This window comes from Amycolatopsis sp. cmx-11-12 (assembly GCF_046269425.1).
In the GTDB taxonomy this organism is placed as follows: Bacteria; Actinomycetota; Actinomycetes; order Mycobacteriales; family Pseudonocardiaceae; genus Amycolatopsis.
Genome location: NZ_JADNQM010000003.1, coordinates 287012 through 305475, shown reverse-complemented (window position 1 = coordinate 305475; position 18464 = coordinate 287012). Strand labels below are relative to the sequence as shown.

Below are 18464 nucleotides of genomic sequence, written 5' to 3'. Positions count from 1 at the left end.
CTACTTTTCCTTCGGGAACTTGAACTTCTTCGGGTCGAACCCGGGTACGTCGTTCATGCCGCCGAGCTGGGAGAGGTCCGGCATGCCACCACCAGGACCGCCGGGCATGCCGCCCGGGGGCAGCATCGGCATGCCGCCGGGGAAGCCGCCGCGGACCTTGGGCTGCGTCGGGCCGCGTCCCTTGCCCTTCTTCCCCTTCTTGCCCTTGCGGTTCTTGCTCCCGCCGCCTCCGCCACCGAAGCCGAAACGGCCAGCCATCTGCGCCATCATCTTGCGCGCCTCGAAGAACCGGTTGACCAGTTCGTTGACGTCGCGGACGGCGACACCGGAGCCCTTCGCGATCCGCAGACGGCGCGAAGCGTTGATCATCTTCGGGTCGTCGCGTTCGGCGGGGGTCATGCCGCGGATGATCGCCTGCAACTTGTCGAGGTGCTTGTCGTCGACCTGCGCGAGCTGGTCCTTCATCTGCCCGGCGCCGGGCAGCATGCCGAGCAGGTTGCCGATCGGGCCCATCTTGCGGACCGCGAGCATCTGCTCGAGGAAGTCCTCCAGGGTGAGCTGGCCGCTGCCGAGCTTGGCCGCGGTCTGCTCGGCCTTCTCCTGGTCGAAGTGCTGCTCGGCCTGCTCGATGAGGCTGAGCATGTCGCCCATGCCGAGGATCCGGCTGGCCATCCGGTCCGGGTGGAAGAGGTCGAAGTCCTCGAGCTTCTCGCCGTTCGACGCGAACAGGATCGGCTGGCCGGTGACCTGGCGGACCGACAACGCGGCACCACCGCGGGCGTCACCGTCGAGCTTGGTGAGCACGACGCCGGTGAAGCCGACGCCGTCGCGGAACGCCTCGGCCGTGGTGACCGCGTCCTGACCGATCATCGCGTCGACGACGAACAGCGTCTCGTCCGGCGAAACGGCGTCGCGGATGTCCGCGGCCTGCTTCATCAGCTCTTCGTCGACGCCGAGACGACCGGCGGTGTCGACCAGGACGATGTCGTGCTGGGCGCGTTTGGCCTCGTCGATGGCGCGGCGGGCGACGTCGATCGGGTCGCCGACACCGTTGCCGGGCTCGGGCGCGAACGTCGTGACACCCGCCCGCTCGCCGACGACCTGCAGCTGCGTGACCGCGTTGGGGCGCTGGAGGTCACAGGCGACCAGCAGCGGCGCGTGGCCCTGCTTCTTCAGCCACAGCGCGAGCTTTCCGGCGAGGGTGGTCTTACCGGCACCCTGCAGACCCGCGAGCATGATGACCGTCGGCGGGTTCTTCGCGAACGTGAGCCGCCTGGTCTCGCCGCCGAGGATGGTGACGAGTTCCTCGTTGACGATCTTGATGACCTGCTGCGCCGGGTTCAGCGCGCCGTGCACCTCGGCGCCCTTGGCGCGTTCCTTGATCCGGGCGATGAAGTCCTTGACCACCGACAGCGCGACATCCGCCTCAAGCAGCGCGATACGGATCTCGCGCGCGGTGGCGTCGATGTCGGCGTCGGAGAGCCTGCCCTTGCGAGACAGGGTCTGCAAGGCGGACGTGAGCCGATCGGAGAGGGTGTCGAACACGGGTGTGCACGCTCCAGCTGGGTCGTTGTGGCGTGCCGGTACGGACCGGCGGCTTCCCAGGGTAGTCGGTGTCCAGGGTCAGCGTTTGACGCGGTTGCGGACGGCCAGCAGCGTCAGGCCGAGCAGCAGCGGCCCGAGAACGCGCATGACCAGCCGCATGACCTCGCCGAACGGGGTCAGGCCCTTCGGCAGCGACGTGAGTTTCGTTTCCAGCGAAACGGTGCTCTGGGCGACGTAGATGAGGGTGTCGCCGAAGGCGGGCGTGGTCTTGAAGCCCGCCGCAGTGAAGGCGACGGTGACCAGGGCGATGAGGACGGCGAGGGTCGCGAGGGCTCTTAGCGCGCGAAGGCCGTAGCCGGAGACGAGCCAGTAGAGGTACAGGATGAAGCGCTCGGACCACGGGGTGGCCGGGCTGTGGCGGCGCATCTCCATCTCGCCGTAGTAGAAGTCGGCGGCGCCGGGTTCGTTCTTGCTGTCTTCTTGCGCCTTGCGGAGCTGGCGGTAGAGATCGGCGATGCGGCGGGGGCCGACCGGAGCGCTTCGGTCGGCCCTCCAGGCTAGTTCCTCAGCGAGCACCTGGCGCTTTCGCAGCGAGCCGAACGTGCAGGTGCCTTCCAGTCGCAGTTTGTCCAGGTGGTGCGCGCCCGCGAAACGACACTCTGACAGAGAGACATCGGTGAGCATGAGGTCCGCGACGTCGGTTTCCCGCAAAGAGAGCAGGGCCACGGCAGTGTCCGCGACGATCGTCGACGGTTTCCGCAGGATCACCTGGTCGAACTTGACTTCCGCGCGCGAAAGCCTCAGCGAAACCCCCTCCTCGAACACCGCTCTCGTGCAGTCGATCTCCAGCGTATCGCTCTCCAACACATCGCTTTCGATGCGAATATTCCTCCGGAAGACAGCAGATTTCAAGGTTAACTTCTCGACCAACATCGGACCGAGAAGATCCGCCTTTTCGAATTCTGCACCTCGAAAGACGGCCTCTTGGGCCACCACGACGCCTGCGAAATCGAGGCCACCGCCGAAATGAACGTCTTGAAACTGGGCGGATTCCTCGAAAACCGCTCCCCGAAACGAAACTGAGCAGGAAAAGCTTGCTCCACCGAACTGAGCGAACCCGTTGAAGCCGACTCCCCCGAAATACGTGCGGCCGAGAAATATCGCTTTCTCGAACCAAGCACTCCCCAGAAAGGCAGTATCCTCGTCAAGGATCGCACCATCCTTGAAACAAGCCTCTTGAAAATTTGCCATACCACCGAACTTGACAGCATCGAACACGCATTCCTGAGCAAAAGTCACATGCCTGAACCCCGCCTCACCGGCGAAGCTCGCGTCAATGAAGTAGACCTCACCGAGATTTGCCGAATCGAACGTGGCACGACCGATGAAATCGACCCGGCGGAACATGGCAGCCGACAAGGATGCTTCAGTGAGGTCTACGTCGCCGAACGCCGCGCGTCCACCTTCGATTCGTGTGGCGGCCAGCAGCCGATCGATCAGCGGCGAGGAAATTTCCGTCCCACGGAGATCCACTTTCGAGCCCGGCGTGACGTCGGCGAAGTACTCATCTTGGGACGCGGGTTCACTGTGAGTCAAGCAGCGACCGTGTTCGCCGATCCGGATGCCGATACACGACTTGACGACGCACGTAGGCCACGGCTTGTCCATGTCCACAGTTCTAACGCAAAACAGGGCTCCGGGACCGGTCGCCCCTCGCAGACCGGTACCGGAGCCCCTACGGAAGGCTCGCCTCCCCGCGAGCCGACCGTAAGCACACTTGGCGAGCTTCGCGGGACTTCGTATCGCCGGACCCCCAGTACCAGGCGATTCGCTGCCCGCGCTCTCTCCGCGCGATGGCATAACAATGCCCGGTCACCGCGGGGTCACGGCAGCGTGAAGACCCCCAACTACCCCTGGGTAGAACTACTCAACTGGTCTTGGCGCGCGACTTGGCCGACGACGAAGCCTTCTTCGCCCGTGTACGCGCCTCTCGCGCCTTGCTCGCGGCCGCCTTCGCCTTCTCGACGGGAGCGTGGTCTGCCTCGACGGCGCTCTGCTGCAAAGCCGCCAGCAGCCGCGTCACACCCTCGGCCTGCTCCGCGGCGGTCGGTTGGAGGACGTCGTCGCCGTCCAGTTTGGCCTGGATGAGCGCTTCGAGCGCTTCCCGGTAGCGATCGGTGTACCGACCGGGATCGAAGTCCTCCGTGAGGTCTTCGATCAGCGAGACCGCGTTCCGCAGTTCCCCGCGTCGCAGGTCGACGTCCTCGTGCAGGAACGGGAAGTCGGGCCGCCGGACTTCGTCGGGCCACAGCATCGTCTCGAGCACGATCACCTGGTCCCGCACGCGCAGCGCGCCCAGCGTCTCCCGCTGCCGCAGCGTCACCTTCACGAGCGCGATCCGCCCGGACTGCTGGAGCGCCTCGCTCAACAGCACGTACGGCTTCGTGCCCGCCGGCTCCGGTTCGAGGTAGTAACTGCGCGCGAAGTACGTCGGGTCGACCTGCTCGGCCGGGGTGAAGCCGACGACGTCCATCGACTGGGTGGTCGGCGCGAGCAGCGACGCGAAGTCCCCGCCGGTCAGCAGGACGACGTCACCACCGGGAACGGGATATCCCTTGGCGATCTCGGGGGCGGGTACCTCGGCCCCGTCGACCTCGCAGACCCACTTCACCCGCACCCGGCCGCCGTCCGGCTCGTGCACCTGATGGAGGGGGATGTTGTGCTCTTCGGTCGCGCTGTACGCCTTCACCGGGATGGCGTAGGTCCCGAATCCGATCGTGCCTTTCCACACCGTCCGCATGGCCCACCTCCGCCTGGTCAGCGTATCCACGCGCCCAAGCGGCGGGACAGCTACAAACGGGTGTCAGGGGCGACCGATTCGCTCACACATTCGAATGACGGACGTGATTCGGCGAGTGCCTCCGCCGAACAGTCGACAGCGGTGGCGGCCGCTCGGAGTACTTCCGCTACGACTTCGACGTCGATGCCCCTGGCGGTGGCCAGTGCGCCCTCGCCGCCCCCTTCGACCCGGCCCGCCATGCCTTCGAGCGCGATGGCCAGCGCCTGCTGGCCCGCGACGAGATGCCGGACCACCTTGAGCAGTTCGGGCACGGTCGCGGCGGTACCGGACGCGGTCAGGCTGACGGCGAGGTCGTCGGCGCACGCGCGGAGGTGGGAGGCGACCACGGTCGGCGGCAACGTGAGCCGCTGCGGTCCTGGCGGGTTCTGCTCGTGGCCCAGCACGCGCTCACCGCCCTCCGGATCCTTCGGGTCTCGACGGCGGACATCCTGCCACCACTACCCTCCGCCACTCGCGCGACACCCCGATCCATACGTGCACCCGCGTCAAGAAGCCGCGGTCAGCAGCGCGGCTTCGATCTTCGACCGCCACGCCTGGTCGACCCTTCCGGTCCTCGGCGCGACGGCGAACGAGTCGACGACCGCGCCACCGAGGGTGGCCACCTTCGCCCAGCGCACCTCGGCCTCACATCGCCGCAACGCGCCAGCGACCCGGTACAGCAGCCCGATCCGGTTCGCGGCCCGCAGTTCGACCACGACCGTGTCGTGCCCGCTGGTCTCGTCGTCGAACCAGATCACCTTCACGTTCGCGGTGGGAGTCTCGCCGTAGTCCCGTTCCTTCGCCGCGAGACGCTGCGTGAGCGGCATCGTCCCGGCCACCGCCCGCGCGAACTGCTCACGCAGCAACGTGACGTCGGGCAGCGAGCCGAACTTCGGCGACGCCGTGAACACGCCCGCTCGTCCCCCGTCGTGCCCGCGCAGCACCGCCGCGTGGACCTCCAGTGAGTTCAACGCGAGCACTCCCGCGGCGGGCGCCAGCAGTTCGGCGCGGGCTGGGACCGCGAGCACCACGGTCACGACCTTGCCGACGGCCGAGATCCGCACCTCGCCGCGGCCGGAAGCGACGGCCTCGGCGACGAGTTCCCGTTGTTCGGCGCCCATCGGTTCCGGCGGCACGAAACCCTTGCCGTGCAACGCCTCTTCACAACCGGACACGAGTTCGGCGAGCAGCCGGGCCTTCCAGTCGGTCCACACACCCGGCCCGGTGGCCAGCGAATCGGCCGTCGTCAGGGCGTGCAGTAACTCCAGCAGGACCAGATTGTCGTCGAGCGTCTTCGTCACCCGCTGGATCGTGGCCGGATCGCTGATGTCCCGCCGCGTCGCGGTGTGCGGCAGCAGCAGATGATGCCGCACCATCGCCGCCACCAGTGCCACGTCGGCCTCCGGCAGCCCGAGCCTGGCCGCCACCTGGGCGCTGATCTTCGCGCCGAGTTCGGAATGGTCCGTGTCGCGGCCCTTGCCGATGTCGTGCAGCAGCGCGCCGATCAGCAGCAGGTCCGGCCGCGAAACGGTGGTCGTCAGTTTCGACGCCTCGACAGCGGCGCGCACGAGATGCCTGTCGACGGTCCATGAATGCACCGGCGACCTCGGCGGGAGATCCCGCACCGCACCCCATTCGGGGAACAGCCGCGCCCACAGCCCCGTCCTGTCGAGCGCCTCGACGGCGTCGACCAGGCCGTCGCCCGCGCCGAGCAGCTCCACCAGCGCTTTGAGGGCGTCGGCAGGCCACGGCGCGCGCAGTTCCGGCGCCGTCTCGGCGAGCGCCCGCAGCGTCCCGTGCGAAATGGGCTTCCGGATCCGGGCCGACGCCGCGGCGACCCGCAGCAGCAGCGCCGGATCCTTGGCTGGCACCGCGTCCCGCGCCAGCGCGACCTCGTTCCCGTGCAGGACGACACCTTCGTCGAGCGGCGTCCGCACCGGCCGTCGCCCGAACCGCGCCTTGGGTGGTTCCACAGTGGACCGAAGCGCCACGTCGACCGCGTACGCGATCGTCCGGCCGACACCGGAAAGCTTACGCGCCAAGGTGAACCGGTCGCCGAACCCTAGTTCGCCCGCGACCGTCTCGGCCTCCGGCGCGCTGAGGATGTCGCGCTCCCGGCGCAGTTCCCGGCGCAATTCCGTCCGGACGTCGAGCAGCAACGCCTTGGCCGCCAGCAGTTCCTCGCCAGGCCTCGCGGTCAGCTGCGCCGCCGCCAGCGCCTCCAAGACGGCGAAGTCGCGAAGCCCGCCTCGGCCATGCTTGAGATCGGGCTCGGCGGACTGCGCGATCTCGCCGCTGCGAGCCCAGCGCTGCCGCACGGCGTCCGACAGTTCACCGACCCGCTTCCGGGCCGTCCGCCGCCACTGGTCCCGTGCCGCGTCCGCCAGCCTGGCGGTGATCTCGGCGTCCCCGGCGATGTGGCGGATGTCGAGCAGCCCCACCACGGTCCGCAGGTCCTCGGACGCCACCTTCAGCGCCTCACCCGGTGTGCGGACCGAGTGGTCGAGGCCGATCTTGGCGTCCCACAACGGGTACCAGATCGCGTCGGCGATCTCGCCGACACCCTTGTTGCCGTTGTGCAGCAACAGCAGGTCGAGGTCGGAGAAGGGCACCAGTTCGCGGCGCCCGAGGCCGCCGACGGCGGCCAGCGCGACACCGGGTTCAGCGGTGTCGACACCGGCCGCCGCGGCGCCCTTGCCCAACCAGAATTCGTAGAGGTCGACCAGGGCCGCCCGCAACGCGGCCGCCCCTAGCCTCCCGTGCCTGCCCTCGAGCAATCGCTCGGTGGCCTTGACCAGCTCACCCCCGTCGGCCATCCCTGACGCCTATAGCGCGTCCGAGCCGCGTTCGCCGGTCCGTACCCGGATCACCGTCTCGACCGGCGTCACCCAGATCTTGCCGTCGCCGATCTTGCCGGTGTGGGCGGCCGTGGTGATCGCGTCGAGGACCTTCTCGACGTTGGAGTCGTCGGTGACGACCTCCACCCTCAGCTTCGCCACGAAGTCCACGGAGTACTCCGCGCCCCGGTAGACCTCGGTATGGCCCTTCTGCCTGCCGTAGCCCTGCACCTCGCTGACCGTCATGCCGAGCACGCCCAGCTGTTCCAGCGCGGAGCGGACGTCGTCGAGCGTGAACGGCTTGACGATCGCGGTGATCAGCTTCATGCCTTGCTCTCCTCGAGTTTCGTGGCCGCGTTGCCGGTGGGCGCCTTGACCGGGATGCTCGTCGGCTGGCCGAGGCCGCCGCCCGAACCGCTGAAGTCGTAGGCGCTCTCCGCGTGCTGGGCCTCATCGATACCACTGACCTCGTCCTCCGCGCTGACGCGGAATCCGCCGAGCTTCTTGATCACCCAGCCGATGATGAAGGTGAGCACGAACGAGTACACGAGGACGGCGCCCGCCGCCGCGGCCTGCTTGCCGAGCTGGCCGAGACCACCGCCGTAGAAGAGGCCGTCGACGCCGAGCGAGTTGACGCTGGTGGTGCCGAAGAAGCCGATGAGCAGCGTACCGACGAGACCACCGACGAGGTGGACGCCGACGACGTCGAGGGAGTCGTCGAAACCGAAGCGGAACTTGAGGCTGATCGCCAGTGCGCACAGGGCACCGGCGATGACACCGATGGCGATGGCGCCCAGCGGGCTGACGAAGCCCGCGGCCGGGGTGATCGCGACGAGACCGGCGACCGCGCCGGAAGCGGCGCCGAGCGTGGTCGGCTTGCCGATCTTGATCTGCTCGATGATCAGCCAGCCGAGGATCGCGGCCGCGGTCGCGACGGTGGTGTTGGTGAAGGCCACCGCGGCGAGGTCGTTGGCGGCCAGCGACGAACCGGCGTTGAAGCCGTACCAGCCGAACCACAGCAGCGCGGCACCCAGGAGCACGAACGGCACGTTGTGCGGGCGTCCGGTGCCCTTCGGCCAGCCCTTGCGCTTGCCGAGCACGATCGCGAGCGCCAGGCCCGCCGCACCGGCGTTGATGTGGACCGCGGTACCGCCGGCGAAGTCGAGCGCCTTGAGCTGGTTGGCGATCCAGCCGCCGACCGAGTCGGCGCCGATGAAGCCGTTGAACGAGAACACCCAGTGCGCCACCGGGAAGTACACGATGGTCACCCACACCGCGACGAACAGCGTCCAGCCCCAGAACTTGGCGCGGTCGGCGATGGCACCGGAGATCAGCGCGGGCGTGATGATGGCGAACATCAGCTGGAACATCACGAAGGCGAACAGCGGCAGCGCGTCCGCGCCGGGCCAGGCGACCTCGGGCGCGGTGTCGGTCGCGGCGGTCGCGAACCCGGCGAGTTTGCCGGAGATGTTCGAGAGTCCGGCGAAATCGAAGTTACCGAGCAGCCCGCCGCCCACGTCGTCGCCGAAAGCCATCGTGAAGCCGTACAACGTCCAGAGGACGCCGACGACGGCGAGCGCGATGAAGTTCATCATCAACATGTTCAGAACGCTCTTCGCGCGGACCATGCCGCCGTAGAAGAACGCCAATCCCGGTGTCATGAGCATGACCAGCGCGGCGCTGATCAGTACCCATGCCGTATCTCCTGCGTTCAGCACAATCTTCCTCCCGTGCCTGGGGTGTACTGCGCAGGAATTTTTGGGCCGGGGTGTTTCCTCGGGCGGCGATTCAGGTTTCACCCGCGTGAACTGTCGGTGCGGCGTTGTTACGTCCAGGTTTCCGCTGACCTGGTGCGTTCTGTCCGGTTGCGAAACGTCGTGGTCGAATATCCCCATGAACACGCGTGTCCACGGCAATGACCCACTGCCACCGGAGATCGTCCGGTCGCTGCGGTGTTCTGTCTGCGGTGACCCGGTCGGGGCAGCCGATCGCACGGTGCGTTGTGGACGGGGTCACTCGTTCGACGTAGCCAAGCAGGGTTACGTCAACCTTCTGCACGCACGCATCCCGGCCGGTACGGCGGACACCGCGCCGATGGTCGCGGCTCGCGTCGACCTCCTCTCTTCGGGCGCCTATCTCCCTCTCGCGGAAGAACTTGCGAAGGTGGCTTCGGAGCATGTGCAGGACGGGCTGATCGTCGACGCCGGCGCGGGCACGGGGTACTACCTCGCGCACGTGCTCGACGCCGTCCCCGGCGCGTACGGACTGGCGCTCGACGTCTCCGCCGTCGCCCTGCGCCGGGCCGCTCGCGCGCACACGCGCGCGGGCGCGGCCGTGTGGAACCTGTGGGAACCCTGGCCGGTGGCGGACTCGAGCGCGTCCCTGATCCTCAACGTCTTCGCGCCCCGGAACGCCTCGCAGTTCCACCGCGTCCTGACCGCGGACGGACTGCTGGTCGTCGCGACGCCGAACCCTGGGCACCTCCGCGAGCTGGGCGACCTGGTGATCTCCGTCGACGGCAGCAAGGACGCGCGGCTGGAGGAAACCCTCGGCGAGCGCTTCGGCCGGGTGGACCGGCGCGAGGTCACCGAACGGGTGACATTGTCGCCCGCCCAGATCCGCCAGGTCGTCGAGATGGGACCGAGCGCGCACCACCTCCACCGCGACGGACGCCGCGAACGGCTCGACGCGATCACCGGACCGGCGGACGTCACGACGTCGTTCAGCGTCACGCTGTACCGGCCGGTGCCCTGATGGAGGTGCCCGCGACCCTGCTCGCCGACGCCGCCTGGGTCAGCGCCCGCATCGGCGGCGCCGCGAAGCTCTACGGCTGCTCCCGGCCCGAGGTGCTCGGCACGATCTGGTGGTACTCACTGTCCTCGGTCCTCGTCGCGCCTTCGGTCGAGTCGCTCGTGCGGGGTGAGCCGTTGGATCCGTCGCTCGACGCCGTCACCATCGACCTCGTCCCGGACGGCCGGTTCAGGGGCGCCAGTTCGTCACGGGTCCTCCCCGGCGGCTTGCCCGAACTCGGCGAGGCGTTCGCCGGCACGCTCGGCACCGCGATCGGCACGATCGCGCAGGTCACCGGCGCGAATCCGCGTGCGCTCGGCGCCATCGCCACGGATTCGATCGGCAACCGGCTGCTGTGGACCGGCGACATCGACCGGGCGACCGCCTTGGCCGCGCCGCTCGTGTCCGCGATCGGGCTCGGCATGCCGGAGCCGCGGTTCTCGCGGGTCGGGCGGAACACCGTGGTGCGGCGGGCTTCCTGTTGCCTCATCTACGAGGCGGGAAATCCGAAGTGCACCAGTTGCCCGAGACAGACTCCGGAAGAGCGAGACCGACGGCTTCGTGCCGCCCTCGGCTAGTGTGGCGATTCGTTGGTTCGCGACTTGAGTTCGTGCTCAGGTTCCGGTGTCGTGTCACGCTGTTCGGCGTACCGTGCGCCCCAGCCACCCCCAGCACGTGTCGCGAAAGCCACTTTCGGGACATCTGACGTCCCGAAAGTGGCTTTCGCGACGCACCAGGTCCGGCATTGTTGGCGAATCCGGGTCCTGACAGGACCGCGAGCGGCGGCGGCCGTTCGGGCAAGTGGTTCGTGAGCGGTAAATAATCCCACCAACCTCAGGAGCAACGATTCAGCGGCCGTCCATGAAGGAATGGGGACGTTGACTGATGCTGTTGGTGAATTCGTGGCCACACGAAGCTCTCCTGGCGTGTTGCTGGGGACCACACGCGTGTCTGGACGGCGATCACGTGTGTTTGGACGGAGATCTCGCGTGACTGGGTGGCGGTCACGCGTGACCTCCTTAAGAACACGCGACGACCCCGGGGACCCTTTCGCCTGGCCACGAATTCGCCAACAGCATCGTTGAGTGTCCCAATTCCTTCGACGAGCAGGTGGGGTTCATTCAGCGATGGGTGACCGGATACCAGCAACAATCTACGGCGCGAATTTCTAACTCACGACACTAGAACTCCGCGTTTAGTCCTCTGATCGCGGTAGTTGCACGTGCAAGGAGCGCGACTAGAGGACTAAACGCGGCGAAGGGCTCACGACGCCAGTCCGCCCCTGAGGCGCTACTCGGCCGCCGTGTTCACCGTGAACGGCAGCCACTGGACGGTGGCCCCGTTCGACGGCGACACCGGCATCCGCCAGTTCTGGCAGCCGCGACCGGGAATCCGGTCCCAGATGAACAGCGGCGCGCCCTGGCCCGCGGTACAACCCTGGTCCAGCAGCTTGCCCGCGTTCTGGATGGCGTACCGGTACACCCCCGTCCCGACGGTCTGTGGTTCGATCGTCCACTTCTGGCACGCGCCCGCGACGCGGTCGTAGGTGGTCACCGGATTCCCGCTCGCCGTGTTGCAGCCGGTGTTGTCCAGCACCTGCCCGGAATGCTTGGCGCGGAACTGGTAGTAGCCGTCGCCGGTGCCCCACGGGAAGAACTTCTGGCAGTCCGCGCCGTTGGACGGCCACTGCTGGACCTTGGTGCCGTTGTTCCAGCCGCACGCGGCGACGTCGGCGTAGAGGCCGCTCGACACCGCTTGCAGCGAGACCCAGGCGTCGTCGCCGAACTCTCCGCCTGGGTCGAACGTGGTGGCCCGGAACCGATAGCTGTGGTTGTCCTGCAACAACCCCGGCGGCACCGTCCAGGTCGCCGTGGTTCCGGAGGGGACGTCCCATCGCCAGTAGTCCCCGATCATCGTTTCGCCTTCATAGACGTAGAAGACCGCGGTGACGTTGCCGCCGTCGGGGTCCGTCGGTGTGAAGCGCAGCGTCGGGGTGAGGGACTTCGTCTGGATGACACCGCCCGCGTCGACGCGGTCCGAGATGTCGTGCCCGGCGGCGGGATTCGGCCGCTGATTCCGGTAGGTGACCTCGATGTACGGCGACTTGCCGCCCTCACTGGACGAGAACTTCTTCCAGCCGAAGGAATCCGCCTCGTTCTCCGCCTTCAGCAGCATCGAACCGGTCGTGACGCCCGCGCCGGCCCAGGCGCCGATCAGGTTCCCGATCGGGGTCCGGACCCAGTCGGCCGGGCAGGCCGCGCTGTAGCCGCGGGTCGCGCCCGTCGTCGCCCACCGGGTGAGGGGCGCGGGCTGGTTCGCCCAGCGGGTGCCGGTGCCGACGAGCGCGGTGTCCCAGATCTCCCAGTTGCGCGGCGAACACGAGTAGGAATGGTTACCCCACAAGGACAGCGTGGCCGAATCGATCTGCGTGCCACGGAACCGCGACACGTCGAAGTGGAGATACGACCGGGCTTTCGTGGCTCCGCCGTCGTAGGTGCCGATGCGGAGTTCGGTGGCGCCCGACTGATCGATGGTCGCGATGTTCGACTGCGTGAAGGTGTCGAAGTTCGTCCACACCGAGACACCGGGATCGACGATGACCGGGTAGGCCCGTGCCGGGTCGGCGAAGTACCCCGCGTCCGGCGTCACGTTCAGGCCGAGTGTCCCGCGTTCCTTGGCGGACACCACCTTCCCGACCTTCACCTTGGCGGCGGGGTCGCCGCTGCGCTGGTCGATCCGCGAGTCCCACATCTCGGCGGCGGGCACGCTGCCCACCACCGCGCCGGACGCCGTCACGAGCTGCGTGTTCCCGTCCGCGTCGGTGCGCGGCGTGAGCCCGGTGGCCCGCAGGGGAAGCTCGAACGTCAGCGCGCGATCGGGCCGCCGTTTGACGACGAAGAACTGCTCGAACCCGGTCCGCGTGGCCTTGACCTGGAGGTCGACGCCGGGCTGGACCTCCGGATAGGTGGCGACCTCACCGGTCAGCACGGGCTCGGGCAGCGCACCCGGGTACTGAAGGGCCACCTTCCCGTCCGGGCTCTGCACGGTGGCGAGGTCCCCGCTCCCGCCTGTCGCGCCTGCCAGCACGAGGTCGCGTGGATGCGCCTTCGACCGGACGAGACCGTCGGCGCTCTTCACGAGGGTCAGATCGACCGGTACCCAGTCACCCCCTCGGCGGACGTGGACCGGGCCACCGTGCACCTGGGTGGTGCGGGAGCCGTCGGGATTGGCGAACGTGACCGAGTTCTCGGTGCGCTCCGAGCGCATCTCGACCGGTTTGTTCTGCGCACGCGCCACGGTTTCGGGCGACGTCGCTTGCGCGGGCGCTGCCGTGAAGACGGCACTCCCGGCCAGGCACGCGGCGAAAAGCACGAGGCCCCGCCGCGGGATTCTTCGGGTTTCGGTTTGCACTTCGATCTCCCCCTGAACGTGGGTGACGAGTTGACATATCGGTCACGCATGTCACACCCACGGGGTTGCCCGCCGCCCGGGAAATTCTCGGCGCGTGAGAAGGTGGCGGCATGGTCAAACCGACACCGCTGCAGTTCAGGAACATCGTCATGGCGCTGCTCATGGCGGGTGCCCTGGTGTGGAACCTGTCCATCGGCGGCGCTTGGTGGCTCACCGCGATCTTCTCGGTCGGTATCGTCCTCTCGCTCTTCTCCGCGTACCTGAACCGTCCCGGCGCTCGCCCCTGATCTCCCGCAATTCGTCCTCTAGTTGCGGTAGTACGACGTACGAACGACCGCAACTAGAGGACGAATTGCGTCAGGGGCGGGCGGCCTTGAAGCGCGAAGTGACGTCGGCGCGGCCTCGATCGGACAGAGCGCCGAAGAGGCGTAGGCGTGCCATGCCGCCGTCGGGGTAGATGTCGAGACGCACCTCGGTCACTTCGGGCCCCGAAGCAAGGGCGAACCGGTGCCGCGTGTCCGGTTGCAGGCGTGTCTTCGGCAGCAACTCGACCCACTCGCCGTCGCCGTCCCGGCCGCTCAGCGCGGCCCAGCCCGGCGCGTTGCCTTTGAGGTTGCTGTTGTCCAGTTCGGCGAACCGGACGACACCCGCGCCTGCCAGCCGGACGGTCACCCAGTCGTTCCCCTCGTCCCGGCGCCGCGCCGTCTCCCAGCCCTCGGCCTGATGCGCGGCGAGCCCTGGTGAGAACAGGTTGTTGGGCGAGGAATAGAACATGTCGCTGCATCCGGTGACCACCGCGCCGTTCTCCAGCGCCGCGAGGTCGAGCGCGCCGAGGTCCAGCAGGCCCGGATCCGGGATCGGCACGCCGTGCACCCGCAGCCGCGCGACACCGCCGTCGGGATGCATGGTCAGCCGGACGTGCGTGTAGCGCTTGCTCCCGCCGATCTCGAAGAAGTTCTCCGTATGTCCCGCCGCCGCGCCGCGCTTCACCAGGACGTCCCAGTCCACTGTGGATAGTTCGGCCGCACTGGGGTACCCGTCGACAGCGCAAGCCTCGACCGAGACGAAAGGCGGGTAGTTCCCCTTGAAGAACGCGGTGTCCACGATGACGCCCGTGATCGCGCCCGCCAGGCCGAGCCGGACGATGGCCTGGTCGTCACCGGGCTCACGATGCCGCCGGGTCTCCCAGCCGTCGTAGACCTGCCCCTTGGGCCCGAAGGTCTCCGCACGGTGCGCGGGCACCCACGGGTTGACCAGGTTCTCCTTCTCGGCGAACAACTCGTCCGTCGCCCACATCACGGTCCCGCCGAACTTGCGCGAGGCCAGATCCGGCAGGGCTGTCCACTCAGGACGGTCGTTCACAGTCTCCTCCATCTCAGCTCCTCACCCCGGGTCAGCAGGACGCCTGCCGGGTCGTGACCGGTGATCTCCTTGCCCCGCAACCACGTGCTCCGGACGACGCCGGCGAGCGGACGCCCGTGGTAGGCGCTGACCGGGTTGCGGTGCTTCAACTTCGCGACGTCGACGACGAAAGCTTCATCGGGAGCGAACACACTGAAGTCGGCATCGTAGCCCGGCGCGAGGTGGCCTTTGCGGCGCATTCCCGCCTGCGCGGCCGGATGCTCGGCCATCCAGCGGACGACGTCGGTGAGTCCGAAGCCGCGCTGCCGCGCCTGCGTCCAGACGGCGGGCAGGCCCAGTTGCAGTCCGGCGATCCCGCCCCACGCGAGCCCGAAATCACCACTGTCGAAGCGTTTCAGCTCCGGAGTGCACGGCGAATGGTCGGTGACGACGCAGTCGATAACGCCGTCCGCGAGACCCTGCCACAGTAGTTCCCGGTTCCCTGCCTCGCGGATCGGCGGGCAGCACTTGAACTCCGTGGCCCCGTCGCCGATCTCCTCCGCGGTGAAACTCAGGTAGTGCGGGCAGGTCTCGGCGGTCAGCCGGACGCCGTCGCGCCGCGCGCTCTCGACCATCGGCAGTGCGTCCGAAGAGGACAGATGCAGGATGTGCGCGCGGACACCGGTCTTCCTGGCGAGTTCGATGACCTGGGCGATCGCCACGTTCTCCGCGCCACGCGGGCGCGAACGCAGGAAGTCGTCGTACTTCTCGCCGTGCGGGTCCGGTGCGTGATCAATTGCTTCGGAGTCCTCCGCGTGCACGATGATCATGCCGTCGAAGGTCCGCAGTTCGGTCATCGCCTCTTCGAGCCCGCGCGCGTCCAGCGGCGGGAACTCGTCGACACCGGAATGCAGCAGGAACGACTTGAACCCGAACACCCCTGCCTCGTGCAGCCCGCGCAGATCCGCCAGATTGCCCGGGATCGCCCCGCCCCAAAACCCGACGTCGACGTGCACGCGCCCCTCGGCGGTCTTGCGCTTCACCTCCAGCGCCGCGACGTCGACCGTCGGCGGCAGGCTGTTCAGCGGCATGTCCACGATCGTGGTGACCCCGCCCGCCGCGGCCGCGCGGGTCGCCGAAGCGAAGCCCTCCCATTCGGTGCGGCCTGGATCGTTGACGTGCACGTGGGTGTCCACGAGACCCGGCAGCAGGACGACGTCCGCGCCGAGTTCGAGCACCCGATCGCCGTCCAGCGCGGCTCCGGCGGGTTCCACCGCGACGATGCGACCGTCCTCGATGCCGACCGTCGCGGGTACCTCACCGGCGGCCGTGACAGCTCGAGCGGCCTTGATCACCAAGTCCATAGATACTCCCAATTTCCACTGAGTGGAATCGAGGTTTCGCACTCCGACATTAACTCCGGCCACCCTGCTCGTCAATGAACCCCAGCGGCGCTACCTTCGCTGGGTGCAGTTAGAAGCCGAGTTCACCAGCGAACCGTTCCACGGCGAGGGCCCGCCGCCCGAGCATGCCGTCAAAGCACGCGACACGGCGGAAGACGCGGGCCTGTCGACCGACTTCGGCCCGCTCGGCACCCTCGTCCGCGGCGACGCCGACACCCTGCTCGACGCGCTCCCCGCCATCGCCAGGGCGGCGCTCGACGGCGGCGCGACCCGCGTGACCCTCCAGCTCCGGCAGGTCGGCGACGACTCCGGCGAGCCCGCTGTCGAACTGCACAGCGCGCTCGCCCGGCTCATCGGCGACGTCGAGCGCGAACTCGGCGGCAAGCTCGACACCCTCGATCGCGCCGCCAAGCAGCGCGCGGTGCGGCTACTGAAGGAACGCGGCGCGTTCGGCCTCCGCAAATCGGTGTCGACCGTCGCCGAGGCGCTGGGGGTCACGAGGTTCACGGTCTACAACTACCTCAACCGCGACCAGGAGTGAAGAGCGATTTCAACAAAATGTTGACGGAGGCGGAACCGTCGCCGTACCGTCAGATCCCGTGCCGCTCACCATTCGAGAGTTCGACCAGGCACCCGCTCAGGACGTCCGGCCGGTGCTGACGGCCTGTCTCGACGTCCCGCGCTGGGTGGAAACCCTGCTGGCCAGGCGCCCGTTCGGCGATTTGGCCGCCCTGCTCGCCGCGTCCGAGGCGCTGACTCCACTGCGCCCCGACGAGGTCGAGCAGGCGATGGCCGCCCATCCCCGGATCGGGGAGAAAGCGGGCGGCAAGAGCACCGAGGCGGGCTGGTCGCGCTCCGAACAGTCCGGTGTGGACGGTGACGCGGCGCGCGAATTCGCGGCGGCCAACGCCGAGTACGAAGCGACGTTCGGACACGTCTTCCTGGTGTGCGCGAGCGGCCGGAGCGGTGCCGAACTGCTGGAGAACCTCCGGTCGCGGCTGTCGAACGACCCCGGCACGGAACTCGAAGTGGCCGGCCAAGAGCTGGCCAAGATCGCCGCGCTGCGGCTGGAGAAGGCGGTGACGTCATGAGCCTCGTGACCACGCACATCCTCGACACCGCCGCGGGACGCCCCGCCGCCGGTGTCGCGGTCCGGCTCGAAACCGGTGCGGGCGCACCCATCGCCGAAGGGCGGACCGACGCCGACGGCCGGATCCGCGACCTCGGCCCGGAAACCCTGGAACCCGGGGTGTACCGGCTGGTCTTCGACACCGGCGCCCACCTCGGGCCGGACTCCTTCTTCCCCGAAGTCACCCTGACCTTCCGCATCGCCGACGGGACCGAGCACCACCATGTGCCGTTGCTGCTGAGCCCGTTCGCGTATTCCACCTATCGAGGGAGCTGATCGCCCGTGGCCATCACCCTGGGCCCCAATCAGTACGGCAAGGCCGAAGTCCGGCTCGTCACCGTGCAGCGCGAAGGCGCCGTCCACCACCTCAAGGACCTCACCGTTTCGACGTCGCTGCGCGGTGACCTCGCGGCCACGCACCTCACCGGCGACAACGCCGACGTCGTCGCGACCGACACCCAGAAGAACACCGTGTACGCCTTCGCCAAGGAGGCCCCGGTCGGCGAGATCGAAGACTTCGCCCTGCGACTCGGGCGGCATTTCGTCGAGTCGTTCGAGCACATCTCCGGCGCCCGGGTCCTGATCGACGAACACGGCTGGAACCGCATCTCCGGCCACGATCACGCGTTCTCCCAGGCGGGCAGCGAAAAGCGCACGACGGCGGTGACCATTCAGGACGGTCAGGCCTGGGTTGTGTCCGGTTTGGACGATCTCGTCGTGCTCAAGTCCACCGGATCCGAGTTCCACGGTTTCCCGCGCGACGAGTACACGACGCTGGCCGAGACGAACGACCGGATCCTCGCGACCGCCGTGACCGCCCGCTGGCGCTACCAGGGCGACGGGATCGACTGGGCCGCGAGCCACGCCGAGGTCCGGCGGATCCTGCTGGAGACCTTCGCGGACAAGCACAGCCTCTCCCTTCAGCAAACGCTGTACGCGATGGGAGAGGCTGTGCTCGAGGAACGCGAAGAGGTCGCCGAAGTCCGGCTCTCACTGCCGAACAAGCACCACTTCCTGGTGGATCTGTCGCCGTTCGGACTGAAGAACGACAACGAGGTCTTCTACGCCGCCGATCGTCCGTACGGCCTGATCGAGGGTGTGGTCCTCCGCGACGACGCAGAGGAACCCGGCCTGGCTTGGCACACCCTCGCCGCCTTCTGAACCGGCAC

General features: G+C 68.1%; 17 protein-coding genes. 7 read left to right on the top strand and 10 right to left on the bottom strand.

Annotation, left to right across the window (positions count from 1 at the left end; translation table 11 throughout):
• The 7 genes from ffh to ACLARN_RS05940 all read right to left on the bottom strand — a co-directional run bounded on the left by ffh (position 1) and on the right by ACLARN_RS05940 (position 8939).
• Positions 1-1545: a signal recognition particle protein gene (gene ffh, locus ACLARN_RS05970; RefSeq protein ID WP_409490272.1), complete on the bottom strand. Its 1545-nt coding sequence runs from the start codon at positions 1543-1545 to the stop codon at positions 1-3.
• Positions 1546-1623: 78 nt separating this feature from the next.
• Entirely contained in the window at positions 1624-3213 is a 1590-nt protein-coding gene (locus ACLARN_RS05965) for a pentapeptide repeat-containing protein (protein WP_409490271.1), read from the bottom strand.
• Between the two features lie 259 nt (positions 3214-3472).
• A complete protein-coding gene (locus tag ACLARN_RS05960; protein ID WP_409490270.1) occupies positions 3473-4345 on the bottom strand; it encodes a Ku protein in 873 nt (290 codons plus the stop codon).
• Between the two features lie 50 nt (positions 4346-4395).
• Entirely contained in the window at positions 4396-4788 is a 393-nt protein-coding gene (locus ACLARN_RS05955; protein WP_409490269.1) for a hypothetical protein, read from the bottom strand.
• Between the two features lie 102 nt (positions 4789-4890).
• Entirely contained in the window at positions 4891-7200 is a 2310-nt protein-coding gene (locus tag ACLARN_RS05950) for a [protein-PII] uridylyltransferase (RefSeq protein WP_409490268.1), read from the bottom strand.
• A 9-nt stretch (positions 7201-7209) separates the two neighbouring features.
• Positions 7210-7548 carry a P-II family nitrogen regulator gene (locus ACLARN_RS05945; protein WP_020630602.1) on the bottom strand — a complete coding sequence of 113 codons (339 nt, stop codon included), beginning with the start codon at positions 7546-7548 and terminating at the stop codon, positions 7210-7212.
• The gene (locus ACLARN_RS05940; protein WP_409490267.1) at positions 7545-8939 is read right to left on the bottom strand and encodes an ammonium transporter; all 1395 of its coding nucleotides are present in this window, start codon (positions 8937-8939) and stop codon (positions 7545-7547) included. The genes ACLARN_RS05945 and ACLARN_RS05940 overlap by 4 nt, the downstream gene beginning before the upstream one ends.
• Before the next feature lie 175 nt (positions 8940-9114).
• Between ACLARN_RS05940 and ACLARN_RS05935 the strand changes: the two genes are divergently transcribed.
• Together ACLARN_RS05935 and ACLARN_RS05930 are read left to right on the top strand one after the other, a co-directional pair.
• Positions 9115-9975, top strand: a complete 861-nt coding sequence (locus tag ACLARN_RS05935; protein ID WP_409490266.1) for a putative RNA methyltransferase — start codon at positions 9115-9117, stop codon at positions 9973-9975.
• Positions 9975-10589, top strand: a complete 615-nt coding sequence (locus ACLARN_RS05930; protein ID WP_409490265.1) for a (2Fe-2S)-binding protein — start codon at positions 9975-9977, stop codon at positions 10587-10589. The genes ACLARN_RS05935 and ACLARN_RS05930 overlap by 1 nt, the downstream gene beginning before the upstream one ends.
• A gap of 712 nt (positions 10590-11301) precedes the next feature.
• On the opposite strand, the gene ACLARN_RS05925 is transcribed toward ACLARN_RS05930, so the two are convergent.
• Positions 11302-13422, bottom strand: coding sequence for an RICIN domain-containing protein (locus ACLARN_RS05925; protein ID WP_409490264.1), 2121 nt, complete (start codon positions 13420-13422; stop codon positions 11302-11304).
• A gap of 110 nt (positions 13423-13532) precedes the next feature.
• On the opposite strand from ACLARN_RS05925, the gene ACLARN_RS05920 reads away from it, so the two are divergent.
• The gene (locus tag ACLARN_RS05920) at positions 13533-13709 is read left to right on the top strand and encodes a hypothetical protein (RefSeq protein WP_409490263.1); all 177 of its coding nucleotides are present in this window, start codon (positions 13533-13535) and stop codon (positions 13707-13709) included.
• Positions 13710-13779: 70 nt separating this feature from the next.
• On the opposite strand, the gene alc is transcribed toward ACLARN_RS05920, so the two are convergent.
• Together alc and allB are read right to left on the bottom strand one after the other, a co-directional pair.
• Positions 13780-14796: an allantoicase gene (alc, locus tag ACLARN_RS05915; RefSeq protein WP_409490262.1), complete on the bottom strand. Its 1017-nt coding sequence runs from the start codon at positions 14794-14796 to the stop codon at positions 13780-13782.
• A complete protein-coding gene (gene allB / locus ACLARN_RS05910) occupies positions 14781-16127 on the bottom strand; it encodes an allantoinase AllB (protein ID WP_409490261.1) in 1347 nt (448 codons plus the stop codon). The genes alc and allB overlap by 16 nt, the downstream gene beginning before the upstream one ends.
• Before the next feature lie 103 nt (positions 16128-16230).
• Here allB and ACLARN_RS05905 point away from each other — a divergent pair, with 103 nt between their 5' ends.
• From ACLARN_RS05905 to pucL, 4 genes are read left to right on the top strand one after another with little or no spacing between them, the layout of a single operon-like run.
• Positions 16231-16707: a helix-turn-helix domain-containing protein gene (locus tag ACLARN_RS05905; protein WP_409490260.1), complete on the top strand. Its 477-nt coding sequence runs from the start codon at positions 16231-16233 to the stop codon at positions 16705-16707.
• Positions 16708-16765: 58 nt separating this feature from the next.
• The gene (gene uraD, locus ACLARN_RS05900) at positions 16766-17257 is read left to right on the top strand and encodes a 2-oxo-4-hydroxy-4-carboxy-5-ureidoimidazoline decarboxylase (RefSeq protein ID WP_409490259.1); all 492 of its coding nucleotides are present in this window, start codon (positions 16766-16768) and stop codon (positions 17255-17257) included.
• Positions 17254-17571 (top strand): hydroxyisourate hydrolase, encoded by a 318-nt coding sequence (gene uraH / locus ACLARN_RS05895; protein WP_409490258.1) that lies wholly within the window; start codon positions 17254-17256, stop codon positions 17569-17571. The genes uraD and uraH overlap by 4 nt, the downstream gene beginning before the upstream one ends.
• Before the next feature lie 6 nt (positions 17572-17577).
• Positions 17578-18456, top strand: a complete 879-nt coding sequence (pucL, locus tag ACLARN_RS05890) for a factor-independent urate hydroxylase (protein ID WP_409490257.1) — start codon at positions 17578-17580, stop codon at positions 18454-18456.
• Positions 18457-18464 lie beyond the last annotated feature (8 nt).